Source organism: Pedobacter sp. CAN_A7, from assembly GCF_015752175.1.
In the GTDB taxonomy this organism is placed as follows: Bacteria; Bacteroidota; Bacteroidia; order Sphingobacteriales; family Sphingobacteriaceae; genus Pedobacter.
The window spans coordinates 1,215,539-1,233,416 of the sequence record NZ_JADOUW010000001.1 but is presented as its reverse complement, the minus strand read 5'-3'; the positions used below and the strand labels follow the sequence as shown (position 1 = coordinate 1,233,416).

17 protein-coding genes are annotated in these 17,878 nt (G+C 41.5%); 8 read left to right on the top strand and 9 right to left on the bottom strand.

The window, feature by feature from the left end:
* Nucleotides 1-9 precede the first annotated feature (9 nt).
* Nucleotides 10-741, bottom strand: a complete 732-nt coding sequence (locus IWX76_RS05490; protein WP_196858847.1) for a class I SAM-dependent methyltransferase — start codon at nt 739-741, stop codon at nt 10-12.
* Between the two features lie 121 nt (nt 742-862).
* Here IWX76_RS05490 and glmM point away from each other — a divergent pair, with 121 nt between their 5' ends.
* The 4 genes from glmM to IWX76_RS05470 all read left to right on the top strand — a co-directional run bounded on the left by glmM (nt 863) and on the right by IWX76_RS05470 (nt 4,270).
* Nucleotides 863-2,251 (top strand): phosphoglucosamine mutase, encoded by a 1,389-nt coding sequence (gene glmM, locus IWX76_RS05485; RefSeq protein WP_196858846.1) that lies wholly within the window; start codon nt 863-865, stop codon nt 2,249-2,251.
* 2 nt (nt 2,252-2,253) lie between these two features.
* Nucleotides 2,254-3,402, top strand: coding sequence for a cysteine desulfurase family protein (locus tag IWX76_RS05480; RefSeq protein WP_196858845.1), 1,149 nt, complete (start codon nt 2,254-2,256; stop codon nt 3,400-3,402).
* Nucleotides 3,403-3,465: 63 nt separating this feature from the next.
* Nucleotides 3,466-3,993 carry a GNAT family N-acetyltransferase gene (locus IWX76_RS05475; protein ID WP_196858844.1) on the top strand — a complete coding sequence of 176 codons (528 nt, stop codon included), beginning with the start codon at nt 3,466-3,468 and terminating at the stop codon, nt 3,991-3,993.
* 64 nt (nt 3,994-4,057) lie between these two features.
* Complete coding sequence (locus tag IWX76_RS05470; protein ID WP_196858843.1) at nt 4,058-4,270, top strand: hypothetical protein; 213 nt, start codon at nt 4,058-4,060, stop codon at nt 4,268-4,270.
* Between the two features lie 48 nt (nt 4,271-4,318).
* Here IWX76_RS05470 and accD read toward each other — a convergent pair whose 3' ends face one another.
* A complete protein-coding gene (accD, locus tag IWX76_RS05465) occupies nt 4,319-5,164 on the bottom strand; it encodes an acetyl-CoA carboxylase, carboxyltransferase subunit beta (RefSeq protein ID WP_196858842.1) in 846 nt (281 codons plus the stop codon).
* A gap of 76 nt (nt 5,165-5,240) precedes the next feature.
* Nucleotides 5,241-5,807 (bottom strand): hypothetical protein, encoded by a 567-nt coding sequence (locus IWX76_RS05460; protein WP_196858841.1) that lies wholly within the window; start codon nt 5,805-5,807, stop codon nt 5,241-5,243.
* 200 nt (nt 5,808-6,007) lie between these two features.
* On the opposite strand from IWX76_RS05460, the gene fbaA reads away from it, so the two are divergent.
* Nucleotides 6,008-7,087, top strand: a complete 1,080-nt coding sequence (gene fbaA / locus IWX76_RS05455; RefSeq protein ID WP_196858840.1) for a class II fructose-bisphosphate aldolase — start codon at nt 6,008-6,010, stop codon at nt 7,085-7,087.
* A 45-nt stretch (nt 7,088-7,132) separates the two neighbouring features.
* Nucleotides 7,133-7,567: a GNAT family N-acetyltransferase gene (locus IWX76_RS05450; protein WP_334641277.1), complete on the top strand. Its 435-nt coding sequence runs from the start codon at nt 7,133-7,135 to the stop codon at nt 7,565-7,567.
* On the opposite strand, the gene IWX76_RS05445 is transcribed toward IWX76_RS05450, so the two are convergent.
* The 4 genes from IWX76_RS05445 to IWX76_RS05430 form a co-directional block, all read right to left on the bottom strand.
* Entirely contained in the window at nt 7,568-8,422 is an 855-nt protein-coding gene (locus tag IWX76_RS05445) for a hydroxymethylglutaryl-CoA lyase (RefSeq protein WP_196858839.1), read from the bottom strand.
* Nucleotides 8,423-8,599: 177 nt separating this feature from the next.
* Complete coding sequence (gene secDF, locus IWX76_RS05440) at nt 8,600-11,536, bottom strand: protein translocase subunit SecDF (RefSeq protein ID WP_196858838.1); 2,937 nt, start codon at nt 11,534-11,536, stop codon at nt 8,600-8,602.
* A gap of 114 nt (nt 11,537-11,650) precedes the next feature.
* Nucleotides 11,651-12,136 (bottom strand): dihydrofolate reductase, encoded by a 486-nt coding sequence (locus tag IWX76_RS05435; RefSeq protein ID WP_196858837.1) that lies wholly within the window; start codon nt 12,134-12,136, stop codon nt 11,651-11,653.
* Nucleotides 12,133-12,927 carry a thymidylate synthase gene (locus tag IWX76_RS05430; protein ID WP_196858836.1) on the bottom strand — a complete coding sequence of 265 codons (795 nt, stop codon included), beginning with the start codon at nt 12,925-12,927 and terminating at the stop codon, nt 12,133-12,135. Before IWX76_RS05430 ends, IWX76_RS05435 begins: the two co-directional genes overlap by 4 nt.
* Before the next feature lie 265 nt (nt 12,928-13,192).
* Between IWX76_RS05430 and ispE the strand changes: the two genes are divergently transcribed.
* Together ispE and IWX76_RS05420 are read left to right on the top strand one after the other, a co-directional pair.
* Nucleotides 13,193-13,996 (top strand): 4-(cytidine 5'-diphospho)-2-C-methyl-D-erythritol kinase, encoded by an 804-nt coding sequence (gene ispE, locus IWX76_RS05425; RefSeq protein WP_196858835.1) that lies wholly within the window; start codon nt 13,193-13,195, stop codon nt 13,994-13,996.
* 7 nt (nt 13,997-14,003) lie between these two features.
* Nucleotides 14,004-14,429 carry an OsmC family protein gene (locus tag IWX76_RS05420; RefSeq protein WP_196858834.1) on the top strand — a complete coding sequence of 142 codons (426 nt, stop codon included), beginning with the start codon at nt 14,004-14,006 and terminating at the stop codon, nt 14,427-14,429.
* A gap of 2 nt (nt 14,430-14,431) precedes the next feature.
* Here IWX76_RS05420 and IWX76_RS05415 read toward each other — a convergent pair whose 3' ends face one another.
* Together IWX76_RS05415 and IWX76_RS05410 are read right to left on the bottom strand one after the other, a co-directional pair.
* Nucleotides 14,432-14,707 (bottom strand): hypothetical protein, encoded by a 276-nt coding sequence (locus IWX76_RS05415; RefSeq protein ID WP_196858833.1) that lies wholly within the window; start codon nt 14,705-14,707, stop codon nt 14,432-14,434.
* 3 nt (nt 14,708-14,710) lie between these two features.
* Entirely contained in the window at nt 14,711-17,521 is a 2,811-nt protein-coding gene (locus tag IWX76_RS05410; RefSeq protein WP_196858832.1) for a TolB family protein, read from the bottom strand.
* Between the last annotated feature and the right edge of the window lie 357 nt (nt 17,522-17,878).

Below are 17,878 nucleotides of genomic sequence, written 5' to 3'. Positions count from 1 at the left end.
AACTCGCTATCATGCTTTTTTACAAATGAGAATTAACCGGTCCGATTTGTTCTCGTCAAACGCATTTAAGGCATAGTCACCGAAACTTTCCACAAGTTTCAAACCACTAGAAGCAAGCATCCTTTCAAAATCTGCTAAGGTAAATGCTTTCACCCGTTCTTCGAAGGCAAAGTCCTTTCCCCGGTGTTCAAAATTGATGTGTTTAATGATTTTGCCATCAGATACAAACTTCTTGATCTGAAACTCAATGCCATCCACAGTTTTTATTTCCTGATGGGTCAGGTTTCTCAGTATTTTTAGGGTGTTGAAATAATCAATAACTACTGTACCGTCATCTTTAATACCTTTTCTAAAAGATTTTAAAGCATCAACATGATCTTTTTCGGTTTCGAAATACCCAAAACTGGTAAATAAGTTTAAGGCAAGATCAAAATAATTGATGTAAAGTAGTTTGCGCATGTCATGCACAAAAAAGCGCAAGTGTTTTTGCTCAAATTGTTGCGCGTATTTAATGCTTTGCTCAGAGAGGTCTATGCCGGTTACATCATATCCTTTTTTATTCAGGTAAATGGCGTGACGGCCCCTGCCGCAAGCAATATCCAGGATATTGGAACTGGCAGATGGTTTCAGGTATGCAGAAAGGTTGTCTATTAAAAATTCTGCTTCTTCATCATTACGTTGACTATAAAGGATATGATAATAAGGCGAATTAAACCAATATTGAAACCATTTTCGCTGCATTGCGCTTTGTATTTATATTTTAATAAAAAGCAAAGATAGTATTTTGAATAGCATGCAAAGGGATTAATTATGATGGCCTCTAAATTTTTGCTATTTTTGGAACGATCTTAAACATCTTACTTTGACACTCATAAAATCTATTTCCGGAATCCGGGGAACCATCGGCGGCATCGCCGGAAACGGCTTAACCCCAATTGATATTGTAAAATTTACTGCCGCTTACGGCTCCTGGGTATTGACCAAAACCAACATCAGGAAAATTGTTTTAGGTCGAGATGCCCGTATATCAGGCGAAATGGTCAATAACCTGGTCATAGGAACCTTACAGGGACTTGGGATAGAAGTGATTGATCTGGGCCTTTCTACCACCCCTACCGTTGAAATTGCCGTTCCGATGGAAAAAGCTGGCGGCGGAATTATTTTGACGGCCAGTCACAACCCAAAACAATGGAATGCATTAAAGTTATTGAACCATAAGGGCGAATTTATTAGTGATGCCGAAGGAAAGGAATTACTTGACCTGGCAGAAAGCGCTAGTTTCGCCTTTGCTGAAGTGAATAATTTGGGTAGGGTAGTTTTAAATGATACCTACCTTCAAAAACACATTGACGCTGTACTGGCCCTGCCTTTAGTGGATGTAGCAGCTATAAAAGCGGCTAACTTTAAAATTGTTATCGACTGTGTAAACTCAACAGGTGGAATTTTTGTCCCAGCGCTTTTAAAAGCTTTAGGTGTAGAAACCGTTCACGAATTGTATTGCACACCTGATGGTAACTTCCCACATAACCCAGAACCATTACCAGAAAACCTGACAGAAATTGCAAAAGTGGTGCAGCAGAAAAATGCCGACCTTGGTATTGTTGTAGATCCAGATGTAGATCGTTTGGCTTTTGTGTGTGAAGATGGAAGCATGTTTGGCGAAGAGTATACCCTGGTGGCTGTGGCCGACTATGTGATTAAAAACACCCCAGGAAATACGGTGTCTAATCTGTCATCCACCCGTGCGCTAAGAGACGTGACCGAAAAAGCTGGTGGTGAATACCATGCTGCTGCTGTGGGAGAGGTGAATGTAGTGAACAAAATGAAGGAAACCAATGCTATTATTGGCGGCGAAGGTAATGGTGGTATCATTTATCCGGAATCACATTATGGCAGGGATGCACTGGTAGGTATCGGTTTGTTTTTAACCCATTTGGCTAAATTTGGCAAATCGATCTCTTTATTACGCAGCAGTTACCCAAATTACCATATCTCTAAAAATAAGATTACACTGACGCCAGAAATGGACATTGATGCGTTATTGTTAAAGGTGCAGGAGAAATATAAAGCGCAGCCACACAGTACCATTGATGGGTTGAAAATAGAATTTGACAGCCAATGGGTACATTTGCGACGGTCAAATACCGAGCCGATCATCAGAATTTATAGTGAAGCAGAAAATGAAAATATTGCTGAGGCTTTAGCGACTAAAATCATCACGGACATCAAAGAAATATTAAAATTGAACTAATCATGAACAGAATCTATTTAGATAACGCGGCTACCACACCTCTTGACAAAGAAGTGCTTGCTGAAATGGTTAATGTGATGGAAAACTACTATGGTAATCCATCGTCAATTCATGCCCAGGGGCGCGAAGTGAGAACATTAATTGAGAAGGCGCGTAAAACGGTAGCCGGTTTATTAAATGCTGTTCCTGCAGAAATATTCTTTACCTCTGGTGGTACAGAGGCCGACAACACGGCCATTAGGTGCGGTATTGCCGCTTTTGGACTTAAACATGCCATTACCTCTAAATTGGAGCATCATGCGGTAGAACACACCTTAGATAGCTTGTTAAAGACAGGTGTGATCGATAAAATTAGTTATGTAAATACAGACACTAAGGGTAACATTTGCTATGACCACCTGGAGCAACTGTTAAAAGAAAACGATCGTTCATTTGTATCCCTGATGCATGCCAACAACGAGTTGGGAACCTTAACCGATATTGTGCGTGTAGGGGAGATCTGCGAATTGTATGATGCCATTTACCATTGTGATACCGTGCAAACCATGGGACATTATGTACATGATGTGAGAGCGCTTAAAGCACATTTTATTGTTTGTGCTGCACATAAATTACATGGCCCTAAAGGTGTAGGTTTCTTGTATGTGAACCACAACATTAAAATCAGTCCGATGATTTTTGGTGGTGCACAGGAAAGGAACATGCGCGGCGGAACGGAGAATGTTTATGGCATTGTAGGTTTAGCCAAAGCATTGGAGATGGCTTATGCTTCGATGGAAGAGCACCAGGTGCATATTCAAGGATTAAAAACCTACCTAAAAGAACAACTGACAGCAGAAGTACCTGGTATTTCTTTTAATGGGGAGAACGACCCTGAAACCAGCTTATATACGGTGTTGAACGTATCTTTCCCGGAGATGGATATGGGCGACATGCTGTTGTTTAACCTTGATATCAATGGCATTTCCGCTTCTGGTGGCAGTGCATGTTCATCTGGTTCTAATATTGGCTCCCATGTGTTAACGGCTATTGGTGCAGAACCAGGCAGGCCTTCGGTACGTTTTTCTTTCAGTAAATTAAATACCAAAGAAGAACTGGACTTTGTAGTTGGAAAAGTAAAACATATTGTTGAGCAAAACGTAAACGTTTAACTTGTACTTATACCTATTAAAAAGCTTTGGCAAATCGCCAGGGCTTTTTTTATACCTTTAAATATGCCACTAAATTACCGTCAGATTCAGCACCAGGACGATCCTGCGCTTGCTTTGATTAAGGAATTGTATGAAAGTGCTTTTCCTGAACAGGAGCGGCGCGACTGGGCATCCTTCAAAGCGCTGCTCACAGATCCCCGCATGCATGTTGATGCGGTACTTGATGCCGAACAGGTTCTTGGTTTCTTAATCTGGTGGAAGTTAAAGGATTGGTGCTTCATCGAGCACTTTGCCATCTCCAAGCGGGTAAGGGGCGCAGGTTACGGTTCGGAAGTCGTGAAGTATTATGTGGAAAAATCGCGCGGAAAAGTCCTGCTGGAAGTTGAACCCCCAGGAACGCATGACGCAGACCGAAGAATCACTTTTTATGAAAGGGCAGGGTTTACGCTAGTCAATGTTGAGTATAGGCAGCCTTCTTATGTCGAAAAAGGCCTTTCTTTCCCCATGTATCTCCTGCAAACCGGTGCAGAAAGTGAAGCGGACATAGCGAAGCTTATCCCGGAAATTCATTCAACAGTGTATTTTATATAAACAAAAAGACGCCATAAATGTTACTATAGTAATCAATTGTATTTTTTTACTAAAACCTATCCTTATGATTACTCCAGAAAACCATAACGAAGAAAACTATAACCAAGAAAACGAAGAAAAGAGAAAAACTATCTATAAAGAAACTCAGGATGATGGAGAGGAAAAAGATCAGGGTGACTCTTCTTCTGTAGCTGACATTGGTCGTACTGATTTTGTTCGTAAACCAGAACGTAAACACAATCCATTAGGCTCCGGTCACGAACCAGGAACGGTATAAATAAAAAAAAGCTTGCCGGAAGGCAAGCTTTTTTTTATGTCTATCTATTTAGTTATTCATCATCTTCAGGAACGTAGCCAGTTTCGCTTTCATCGCTCTTCTATCTACAATAAAATCCAAAAATCCATGCTCTAATACAAATTCAGAGGTTTGGAAACCTTTAGGTAAGTCTTTTTTGATGGTTTCTTTAATGACCCTCGGACCTGCGAACCCAATAAGCGCGCCTGGCTCAGCAATATTTAAGTCGCCTAACATGGCATAGGATGCCGTAACACCGCCAGTTGTAGGATCAGTTAACAAAGAGATGTAAGGTACCTTAGCCTGGCTTAAAAGCGCCAGTTTAGCCGATGTTTTAGCCATTTGCATTAAAGAAAATGCTGCTTCCATCATCCGGGCACCACCAGATTTAGAGATCATTAAAAATGGAATCTTGTGTTTTATGCTGTAATCAATGGAACGGGCAATTTTTTCACCAACTACCGAACCCATAGAACCCCCGATAAAGTTAAAATCCATACAGGCAATCACAATTTCTTCCCCTTCTATGGTGCCATGTGCCGCACGAATGGCATCATTTAAACCGGTTTTCTGCATGCTTTCTACCAATCTTTCTGAATATGGTTTGCTGTCAGTAAAATTTAAGGGATCTGTTGATTTTAAGCCTGCAAAAAGTTCTGTGAACTGGTTGTCGTCAAATAAAACCTGAAAATACTCTTTAGAACCTACCCTTAAGTGATAATCACAATAGTGGCATACATATTTATGTTCAATAAGGTCTGCGCTATGTAATGCCTTTTTACAATTAGGACATTTGTTCCATAAACCGTCAGGAGCTTCCTTCTTTTCTTCTGTACGTGTACTGATACCTTTATTTTCTCTCTTAAACCAAGCCATGTTATTTGTTGAAAAATGCGAGTACAAAGAAACAAAAAAAAATCTTAACAGCGTGCGCTAGTTTCAGGTTGATCCGTTATTGCCATTTTACCGGCAAATCTTTGAAAATAACCGCACGGTTATCCCTTTCTGTTCCTCTTGCATAGTGGCTCAGCTTAAATATCTTCAGTAGCGGTATTTCCTTGTCCACATTTTTAAATATCACCACTCCCTTTACCGGCACCTGCTCAAATAATTCGGCCATTAAGAATCTGGGGCCATAACCATAATTTGAAGCATTCAGGGTATTTCCTTCAGCATCTATTCCCGTACCTTCATCGATCTGAATTTTCTTTACCGCCACCGGTGATTCTGCCAGGAAATTGACAGTGATGGTTCTGCTGTTTTTATCGCCAGTCACCTGGGTTATGGTGTAGGTAACACCTTGCGCAACACCCTTCATGATTGGGGTGTTGATGCGAAATACCTTTTTGTAATATGCGTTTTCTTTGGTTAAACTGTTGTTCTGACTGGTTAAGGCAGCCACTTTAGATTGAAGGGTAGTTACTTCTTTTTTAAAGGCATCAGTTGTCTGGGCTTGCAACATGATCGAGCTGCTGCTGCCGAGTATCATCAGTGTCGTTAATACAGGTTTTATGATCATAGATGGTTTACTAATGTGATGAAGCAAAGTGTATCGGATGCACTAATATACATTAACATACTTGAAACGAAAAGAAGTAATCTGGATGATAATAAAAGTGCTTTTGTAGTAAGTGTAAGTTTGACACTAAAATAATATGGGCATAGATTTGCCCATACTTTTATTTTTCCTAACTTCGGCATATACAAAATTTAAGAAAAATGAGTTTAAAAGGCTACAAAGGCGTAATTTACGGAGATGCCGTTCAGGAATTGTTTGAGCAGGCTAAAAAACATCAGTTTGCACTACCTGCAGTAAACGTTACTGGTACCAATACCATTAATGCGGTAATGGAAACGGCTAAGGCTGTAAATTCGCCGGTGATGATACAATTATCAAATGGCGGTGCGCAGTTTTATGCTGGCAAAACACTAAATAATGATAACCTGCAGGCTTGTATTTTAGGTGCAGTTTCTGCAGCTAAACATGTTCACTTATTAGCTGAACATTATGGCGTTGCAGTGGTATTACACACGGATCATGCGGCTAAAAAATTACTTCCATGGATTGATGGTTTATTAGACCACGGTGAGCAATTCTTTGCAGAAACTGGAAAACCTTTGTTTTCTTCACACATGCTTGACCTTTCGGAAGAGTCGATTGAAGAGAACATGGAAATCTCTGCTAAATATTTAGCCCGTATGGCTAAAATGGGCATGACCATTGAAATCGAACTGGGTGTGACCGGTGGAGAGGAAGATGGTGTGGATAACACAGATGTAGACAGTTCAAAATTATACACTCAACCTTCGGAAGTTGCTTATGCTTATGAAATATTGAGTGCTGTAAGTGATAAATTTACTGTTGCTGCGGCTTTCGGAAACGTACATGGTGTTTACAAACCAGGTAACGTTAAATTACAACCAGTAATCTTGAAAAACTCTCAGGAGTTCTTGAAAGAGAAATTTGGTTTAACTGCAGAAAAACCAATTAACTTTGTTTTCCATGGTGGATCAGGTTCTTCACAAGAAGAAATCAGAGAAGCAATTTCATATGGTGCCATTAAGATGAACATTGATACCGACATGCAATGGGCATTCTGGGAAGGTATTCATGACTACTATGTAGCTAATGAGGCTTACTTACAAGCACAGATTGGTAATCCGGATGGCGATGACAAACCAAATAAAAAATACTACGATCCACGTGTTTGGTTGCGTAAAGGCGAAGAAACTTTTGTTAAACGTTTAACACAAGCTTTCGAAGACCTGAACTGCAGAAACGCAAGTGATAAATTATAATCATTAAATGTTGGGCGCCACAAGATAAACTTGTGGCGCTTTTTTATGGAAAAAATGATGGAAATCCTGGAAGTTAAAAAAGTAAGCCATGCCGATGAGCTGGCCAAAGTATTTGCGATTCGGAAAATTGTTTTTGTAGAAGAACAAAACTGTCCGCCGGAACTGGAATGGGAAAATGAAGAGGAGTCCACCCATTTTTTAGCCATGTTAGACAATGTACCTTGTGGTGCCTGCCGATGGCGTAAAACTGAATCAGGGTATAAATTAGAGCGTTTTGCGGTTTTAAAGGAGCACCGTGGAAAAGGAGTAGGCAAGGCCCTGGTGGCTAGTGTGCTGGAAAACTTACCACATGATGCCGATTATATTTACCTCAATGCACAACTAGATGCCATGTCTTTATATGCTAAATTTGGCTTTAAGTCCGAAGGCGAGCAATTTGAAGAAGCGGGTATTCAGCATTATAAAATGGTGAAATCCTGATTAGAAAAATACACTGTCTGAGAAAAGTATGGCTTCCTGCCATTTTTCTTTGTTCAGGTGTAAGTCAATACCTTTTTCCTCCAGGTAGCCAATCAGGTCTTCTGTAGCCAGGTTGCCCGTCAGGTCGTCGCTAGCCATGGGGCAGCCACCGTAGCCCTTAAGGGCACTATCAAAACGCCGGCATCCGCTTTCGTAAGCGGCTGCTATCTTCTCCAGTCGTGTGGAAGGACTGCTATGCAAGTGGACTCCAATTTCCGTAGCTGGGAAACGACTGATCAGTCCGGGTAGAATCTCTTTAATTTTTTGTGGCGTTGATATCCCTGTTGTATCAGCTATCGACAAAATTTTTACTCCACGTGTAATCAGCTGCTCGGCCCGCTGTTCTACAATCTCGATATTCCATTCATCGCCATAGGGATTTCCAAATCCCATGGACAGGTAAACTACTGCTGTTTTTCCGCTGCGGTCGCAATGTTCAAGCAATTGATCTATGGTGTGTAGCGATTGCTCAATTCCGGAATTGGTATTGCGCTGCTGGAAGGTCTCAGAGATGGAGAAGGGAAAGCCGAGGTAAGTGATCGCCTGATGAACAATGGCTTCTTCTACGCCTCTTAAATTGGCTACAATAGCCAGTAATTTAGTCCTCGTGCTCAAGTCGAGCTGTTCCAGCACCTCCCGCGTGTCGCGAAGTTGTGGAATGGCCCTTTCAGAAACAAAACTACCAAAATCCAGCGTGTCAAATCCTGTTTGTAACAACAGGTTCAGGTAGGCCGCTTTGGTTTTAGTGTCAATAAATTGATGGATGCCTTGCATGGCATCCCTTGGGCATTCGACCAGTTTAATTTTATTGTTCATTCCTGTAAAGATAAGGAATTTGCTTAGGATTTAGGATAGGCCGATTAGCGCCTGAACAGGGTTTAAGGGAACACGGATGTGCTTGCAAAAAGAAAATTAGCTATTCTGTTAATTTCCATAAACAAAAAAAGGTATCCGGACAAACCGGATACCTTTTGAAATGATTGTTGTAATTGCTTATTTGCTCTTACCTAAATCGACTACGATAGGCGTAGAGATACATAGGGAGGAGTAAGTACCGATAACACGGCCAATTAATAAAGCAAATATAAATCCTCTGATGCTGTCGCCGCCAAAGATGAAGATCACCAATAACACGAAGAACACCGTTAAAGAGGTTAGAATGGTACGACTTAAAGTACTGTTCAACGCGAAGTTGATCACACTGTTACGTTCTTCACCATGGATATCTGGTTTGTTTGTCTCCGCTAGTTTCTCACGGATACGGTCAAACACAACTACTGTTTCTGTCATGGTATACGACATTACCGTTAAAATAGCCGCGATAAAATCTTGTCCGATTTCTAATGAGAACGGAAGTACACCATCTAAGATCGTGTAGAATGATAATACCAGTAGCACATCATGGAACAAGGCAATTACAGCACCTAAACCATAGTTTACTTTCTTAAACCTTACAATGATGTAGATAAACATCAGTAAACAAGAGAACAAGATGGCACCATAAGCACTGTACACCAAATCGCTCGCGATAATAGGACCTACCTTCTGGTTACTTTCAATGGTATATTTAGTGTTGGTTTCATTTAAACCAGTTTTTAAAGCATCTTCTACTAATTTATCAGCATTGGCCAATTGATCAGTGATGTGGAAAGTAGTAGTGATTTTTAATTCTGTATCCTCACCAGCAGTTTTCACTTCCGGGGCTTCACCTTCAAAATGTGGCGCTAATTTAGCTTTCACATCTTCAGTGTCCATTGGTTTGTCGAAATGAACAATGTAAGAACGACCACCTTTAAAGTCAATACCTAACTTTAATCCATCGTTTTTAACATACATAATGGCACCTAAAGTAATAATTACTGCAGAGATGATGTAGTAAACTTTTCTATGTCCAACAAAGTCAAACGCAATGTCTTTAAAGGCATGCAAGGTGTATTTGTTGCCAAAAGTAATGTTGGCATTTTTAGCCAATAAACTATCGAAAACAATACGTGATATTAATACCGCACAGAATAGTGATGATAAGATACCGATACATAGCGTTGTTGCAAAGCCTTGAACCGGTCCGCTACCGAAAATGTAAAGGATTACCCCTAAAATTAATACCGTAACGTTGGAGTCAATGATAGAAGGCATGGCATGTTTGAAACCTTCTTTAACAGAAAGTGCGGTGCCTTTACCTAGCAATAATTCTTCTCTTACCCTTTCAAAGATCAGGATGTTGGCATCGACCGATAAACCAATAACCAAAATGATACCTGCAATACCTGGCAAGGTTAATACCGCGCCAAGGGATACCAGGATACCCATGATAAAGAATAAGTTGATGACAAGGGCTAAGTTAGCTACCCAGCCTGCTTTGTTGTAATATAAAGCCATGAAGACTAAAATCACGATGAAAGCTAAGACGAATGATAACAAACCATTGTTGATGGCCGTTTCACCTAATGATGGTCCAACAACAAACTCACCAACAATTTTTGCTGGTGCAGGTAATTTACCCGCTTTTAAAATGTTAGCTAAATCCTGTGTATCATTAACAGTAAAGCTACCGGTAATAGAAGAGATACCATTTGGAATTTCATTCTGTACGGTTGGTGCAGAATAAACCATGTTATCTAATACAATGGCAATTGCTTTTTTGTTATTTGCGTCTGAAGCAGCTTCAGCAGTAATTTTTTTCCATTTTGCTGCACCTTCACCTGTCATGTACATGGTTACTTCCGGGCGGCCTTGCTGATCGTAATCATGACGGGCATCGCTAATGGCTTCACCACCTAAATCTGGTTTCCCGTCAGGCGAGGTTACTTTAATAGCATATAATTCAAAAACTTTAGTGGCTTCCATCGGTTTAACACTCCACATAAATTTGAAGGTCTGTGGAATAATAGAAGCAATTTCTGGTCTTGCAAAGTAAGCATTTACTTTAGCGGTATCTTTTTGAGCTACCCAACCTACAACTGGTCCCGGACGTAAAGCTGGTTGTCCGTTTTCACCTTGATAAGTAGGAATATTTAATACCGAGAACAAAGGATTGGTTTTGGTAAGCTCTTGCTGCGCAGCCAAAGAATCTTTACCAGCAGCAGGTGTTTTTGCTAAGCCTGCTAATTTACTTTCTTGTTTGGTGGTATCTGCTGTTGCTACAGGAGCATCAGTATCTTTTAAGGTTGCTGCAAGGGTGGTATTAATGTTTTCCATCACAGAATAAACTTCTTCATTCTGGTATACTTGCCAGAACTGCAATTCTGCAGATCCCTGAAGTAATTTATGAACCCTTTCTTTATCCTGAACACCTGGCATCTCAATCAGGATACGGTTCGTACCTTCTTGTTTCTGCATGTTTGGACTTACCACACCAAAACCGTCAATACGACTTCTGATAATGGTAAAGGAACGGTCAATGGCGCTGGTTGCCTGTGCAGACAAATACGTTTTTACTTCATTATTGGTTGCGTTTGCTTTAAGGTCTTTCGCATTATCCTGATTGGCAAAGAAGTCTGCAAGTTTTCCATTTGGATTTAAACTTTCATATTCATTGACAAATAAGTTGATGAAATCCTTGCCACCTGCGTTTAACTTCGTTTGTGCATTTGAAAGTGCGGTATTGAAGTTCGCATCATCCGGGTTGCCCGCTAAAGATTTAACTAATTCACCTAACGATATTTCCATCGTTACGTTCATGCCACCTTTTAAGTCTAATCCAAGATTGATTTCTTTCGATTTGCAGAATTGATAGTCAAAGCCAAAGATCGGATAAACCGGTTCAGTTGCCATGGAATCCAAAAAAGCCTGCTCTTTTAGCGGGTCTCCTTTGGCATACGCTTTAGCGTTTTTTTCTACGTTCGATGTAACCAGGTTAAACGATAGAGAGTACGCACAGACGATACCTAATAGTATTGCCAGAAATTTAATAAAACCTTTACCTTGCATTTTTGTTCGTAATTATTTGTCTATATGCTATATATTTTTTTAACAAGTCGGCAAATCTAATTAATTTTTTAATTAATAGGCCGGCTTATCAAAGTTTTTATCAGAGTTGATACACTATTTGCGTTGTAGTATGGAAAAAGTGTAGGCAACCGGGTTTTTAGCCTCTGGCTGATGGTGTTCCACCTGAGTTTCCGTCCATATTTCAGGCTCAAGTTCGGGGAAAAATGTATCTGCCTCGTACGTTTCATGTATCCGTGTCAGGTAGATTTTGTTAGTGTATTTCAGGGCCTGCCTGTAGATTTCTGCGCCTCCAATTAAAAACACTTCTGCTTCGTTTCTGCAAGCTGCCAAAGCCTGTTCCAGGCCAAGGTAAGTTTCTACGCCATCCAGGTTCAGGTCGGCATTTCGCGAGACCACTATGTTTCTTCGGTTGGGAAGTGGTTTGCCAATGGAATCGTAAGTTTTACGGCCCATGACGATGGTATGGCCGGAGGTAATTTCCTTGAAGTGTTTGAGGTCGGCAGGAAGATGCCACAGTAATTTATTGTCTTTACCAATGGCATTGTTTTCACTGATGGCGACCACGATGGAAAGGATCATACGGCTACAGCTCCTTTAATGTGTGGGTGTGGATCATAGTTCTCTAATGTGAAATCATCAATGGAGAAATTGAAAATATCTTTCACATTCGGGTTTATTTTCATTAGCGGTAGTTGCTTTGGCGTTCTGCTTAATTGCAGTTTTGCCTGGTCTATGTGGTTGTTGTATAAATGTGCATCGCCAAGGGTGTGGATAAAATCGCCGGCTTGTAAATCACAGACCTGGGCCACCATCATGGTGAGCAGGGCATAAGACGCAATGTTAAAGGGCACTCCCAGAAAAATATCAGCACTGCGCTGGTACAGCTGACAGCTTAATTTGCCATCGGCTACATAAAACTGGAAAAAAGCGTGGCAGGGTGGTAGGGCCATGTTGTCGATCTCGGCAACATTCCAGGCCGATACAATAATGCGGCGTGAATCAGGGTTGGTTTTAAGGGTGTGGATAATTTTTGCAATCTGATCGATGTACCCGCCGTTTGGCGTAGGCCATGATCGCCATTGCGACCCGTACACCGGACCGAGGTCGCCGTTATCATCGGCCCATTCATCCCAGATCTTAACGTTGTTATCTTTTAAGTACTTGATGTTGGTGTCGCCGCTTAAAAACCAGATCAGTTCGTGAATGATAGATTTTAAGTGAAGTTTTTTAGTGGTCACCAATGGGAAACCCTCCTGCAGGTTAAAGCGCATCTGGTGGCCAAAAATGCTTACCGTGCCAGTACCGGTGCGGTCGTGCTTTTCAGCGCCCTGCTCCAGTACCAGTTGCATTAAATCTAAATATTGTTTCATGCTATTGTATGATCCCCCTGATAGAGATTTGTATTTTATTTTTGTAAACCTGGGCAATCTGCCTAGCTAACTACAAAACTATTATTTAAAATGGTGATCTACCTAATTCAATCAAAAAAAACCATATATGTTATGTTTTATGCAGAATGTGTATAGAAAGACAACATATGTTTTTTTAATATCCTGATTCGGAATAAAAATACCATATATATTGTATTATTATCAGAATCGGAATAAGTTTGTACAACACAGCAAAAATTAACACATGCTTGCATTTGCAAATGCCAAAATTAACATCGGTCTACATATTACTGAAAAACGGGAAGATGGATACCACAACCTAGAAACGATTTTTTATCCGGTAAAATTATATGATGTGGTTGAAATAATTGATGCCGCAACTACACATTGTGTGATCAAAGGGTTAACGGTGCCGGGTGCAGAAAAGGATAACCTGTGTTTAAAAGCGTACTACATGCTGGCAGAGGAGTTCGATTTGCCCCCTCAGCAGATTTGTTTGTTAAAGAATATTCCTATCGGTGCTGGTTTGGGTGGCGGTTCTGCTGATGGGGCTTTTACGTTGAAACTGTTAAATGATAAATTTGGCCTGGGATTAACGGTGGTGGATTTGCAACGTTATGCCAGCAGGCTGGGTGCAGACTGTGCTTTTTTTGTGGAGAATCAAGCAGCGCTTGCAATTGGTAAAGGCGATGAGCTGGCGCCCATAGCGCTGGACCTTTCGGCTTATTACAAAGTATTGGTAAAACCCCCTGTTTTTATTTCGACAGCAGCTGCCTATGCGCAGGTTAAACCCACTAAACCTGAAGTGGCTTTAAAGGATTTGATCCATTTGCCGGTAAGCGAATGGAGGAGCAGCGTGTTTAATGATTTTGAAGATTCAGTTGGCGAAGTATTTCCAGAGGTAGCGGAGTTGAAAAATTCGCTATATCTTGCGGGTGCAACTTTTGCGCTGATGAGTGGTAGTGGGTCAGTGGTGTATGCGCTGTTCGAAAAAGAACTGCGTTTGCCGGAATTAGAAAAAGACAATCAACTATATTATAACGTTTAATAGGAACATGGAAATCAACTTAATTCGTAAAAACGATAAATTCAATTTTGAAGCAACTAACCCGGCTGGGCAGTCGGTAGAACTGGATGCTAAACCTGAGATCGGTGGTACAGGCAGGGGTTTCCGCCCGATGGAAATGTTACTGGTGGGTTTAGGAGGCTGCAGTGGCATTGACATGGTTAATGTGCTGACCAAACAAAAGGAGCCCTTAGCCGACGTAAAGATCAACATTAAGGCTACCCGAAAAACAGAAAAGATGCCTCCGATTTTTGATGCCATTACGATTCACTTTGATCTTTATGGTGACCTGAACGAAAAAAAGGTAGAAAGGGCTTTGGCCTTAACCTTTGAAAAATATTGCTCCGTGTCAAACATCTTAGGTCGTTCTGCCACCATTACTTTTACCTATGCGTTACACCAGGCTGCTTCTTAGCTTTAGCTGATGTAATCACGGTCTTCATCACTTAGGGTGTTTTTATGGTCGGCAGGTGGCGCTACTTGCTGATCATCGTAACTGCTGATGACCGTTTTTGGTTTGGCTACCCAATAGCCTAAAATAAATCCTAGCAGGGTAAATACGCCTACAACGATTAACTTAGAAATGTCTGCTTTCACAAAGATGAGGTTGAACTCAACAGCATCGGTATTCATCATTAAAAAAATGGTGAGGAGCGCAGTGAAAATGATGATGAAAATGGTTTTGCTTCGCATAATTTAAAAGCTATAGTTAAATATAAGTTCTAAGATAGGGTTTTGGCGGTATAATTTATTCACAAACACCATTCTTCCCCCAAAGTCCACATTGACGTCGTAACGCAGCAGGTTCGTGTTGCTGCGCAGTTCGAAACCGTAAGTCTTCGGTTCATAAACATTGTTTTCTATCCCAAAGTTTTCATAATGACAGAATAACGTTGCCCGCAGGTCTTTGAGGTAGGCCAGCGGACCAAGTTCTGCATCGGGGAAAGCAATGGGAAAGCGGTAGTTAAACAGCAGTGTATTTTTTAATGCAGTTCTAGCCAAAATATTATTGTAACCGTACACCCGGTTGATGGCGGTAGAGAAACGATGCACACCGGTTACTTGCTGGTAATTGAAATTGACAAGGAAAGAATGGTTTTTAGCCACACCCGGTGTATAAAAGAAATTCTCGATCGAGAAAAGTTCTCCGGCTAATTTCTGGTCAAAGGGCTGGTTAAAATATTTTACCCTGAAAATTTGCGACCACTTTGGCGCCACATCTCTGGTGGCTTGTCTTTTTCCATGAGAAAAGGTAAAACGATACTCCATGGGGAAATTTAACGAACGCGTAAAATTTGCGGGCAGGTTTTCGGGCATATAGCGTTTGTTTAAACTGGTGCCTATGGTGAATGCAAAATTGTAAAAGTCGTCGCGCGATTGCAGGTTAAGTGGAACCTGTGCATTTAGCTTCACCTGGTTCTCACGCCAGTCGCCTTGTGTCCTCACTTTATTGCTGGTGTAAAAAGTTCTGACCGGCCGGTTCTCATAACTCAGGTTGATGATGGGATAAAAACTTTTAAGGCTGATGCCCGCCTGGTATTCGAAGCGGCTAAGGTCGCGGTGGTAATTGGCACCGGTGTAAATATCGACCGTATTCAACAGGTTATTCGATTTTAACTGGAGTCCGCCAACGTACTCATTTTCGATCACAGGTGATATGCTGTGAAACTGTAACAAGTTGCCGAATTTTTTGTAAGGCCTGGATACAAAGATGCTGTCGGGAACGGTGGCAAAAATATCAGGGTTGTTTTCCTGGGTAACGGCGGCTTCGCCGAAAAAGACAAAGTTGTTATCTGCAATTTTTTTAGGAAGGTAGGGCGTGCTTGCGATGGTATGGCCTTGAAGACCGTAATTGTTAAAAAGCAATTCATCTGAATTTTTAGAGAAAGAGGTGTTAAATGCGCCGTATTTTGCTTCGCTAAGGGCGCTTATCTCCCCCGAGGTGAGGTCTAAGTAGTAAATGTTATCAAGTCCGCTGTAATGGGCGTTAAATGCGATTCCATCGTGTGTAAATTGTGGCCTGTTGATTTGTTGCCTCGTTTCGGTTAAAACTTGGGTAGCTGGCAGATTTTTCGCGGCGGTCCAGATCGACTTCCCTTTTTCGCTCAAACCTATGTAGGTGATGCGATTTCCATCGGCGTGGAACGACGGACTTTGCAGCATCAGGTTTTGCGGATTGGGATAAGTGTGAATAATGTCGCCACTGGCTACATCAAGCTCTACCAGCGCTGCCTGGTTGCTAAGGTCGATTTGTACAGCAATCACTTTAGTTCCATCGGCAGATAGGGCAGGGGAGAAGAGGCGGCTACGCGGCTGGAGTTTGCGGCTCTTGCCAGTACGGAAATCGTAGACACAAATGACGCTGTAACTCCGCTGCCTGAAGCGCGGGTCGTACCGGATTTCATCCCATACTATTTTGCCGTTGGCGTAGCTGTACCAGGCCTGTTCCTGGTAGCCGATTCCAAATAATCTTTTCTCTTTTTGATTGCTGTCAATGGTAACGAAATGTGCGGTCTCTGCCATGCTTTGTTTCAACGCGAGAATGCTGCCATCGGGCAATCGCTGTGGCAAAAAATAATCGGTAGCATAGGTCGCAATTTTATGCAGCAATGGGTAGTCGGCCCATGGCGTTTCGTGCGCCTGTTGTTGCCATTGTGTTTTCAAATCTGCCTGAGTTTTTTCGAACCATTCTTTGGAAGTGTTGCCGGTCAATTTTTTCAGGCTACCGGAAAATGGGTAGAGGCGGAGTGGCCGCTTGCGGATGTCGGTGAGCAGGCTGTCGAACACAGCTGCGCCGAATGATTTTCGGATGTTGGCGGTCATCAGGTAGCCAAGTTGATAATAGCCAGGAGCGATGTCATTGTTGGAGCCGAAGTTGGATTTGCTATAGGAAGGATTTTTTCCTTCGAGCAGTAAGGTTCGATAAGGCATGATCCAGGAAGGCTGACGGCCGCGGCCACTTTTAGTGAGGGCCGTTTCGGTAGTAACGGCATCGCCTTCAAAAAACCAGAGCGGGATGCTGGCACCCATCCAGGCAAAGTAGATTTCTTCGACCAGGGGGATGGCGGTTTTGTTAGTGAGCTTGTCGTACTGTGCGGCATGCCGAAGTTCATGAACAGCGAGGTTGTTGAGCCAGTCCTGACTGTCGAAATTTTGTGGAGGGGTGGCATTGAACTCCGAGCGTTTTGGAGCAAGGGCAACGAAGCCGTTAGCGACAACACCCCGGTTCTGAAAGAGGATAGGTAGGGTAGTTTTTCGCAGGCCTAAACTGGCTGCTTCGATAGGGTAAATGTGACCGATAGTGTTGGCCATTCGTTGTGCTTCTTTTTCGAGTTCGGTAGGGTAAATGATTTGAAATCCACGGTGGTTGATTTGTCGCCAATCTACACGAAGGGGGTTCTGTTCACCCCCGAAGACCTGTGCAAATGTGTGATGTGAAATTGAGATTGAAATAGTTACAGTTAAAAGGCTGAAAAACAATGATTTGTGAGTTATTTTGATTGGCATATATTCGACATGCTAAATATTTTAGTTATTTTATTCTAAAGGATTTGATTTAACCTGATGTTTTATTTAAGATGATATTTATAACTTGTTGGTATTCTGTCTAATTTGTAATTTTAAAATTATCAGTTTTCAATGGAGTGTATGCGTTTTATAAAGCTGTTACTTCAATATTTACATGTGTAAGCTCATGAGGTAGCTTTGTAGTAGATTATTGAAAATGATACACTATTACTGTGAATTTGTGGTCAATAATTCTGATGTAATATAGGTAAAAAGTTAACATATTCTGGTGGTCTTTTTAGTCTTTAGCCAAGCCTTAAGTGATGAATAACAGCGGGTAACGTGTCACTAAAATTG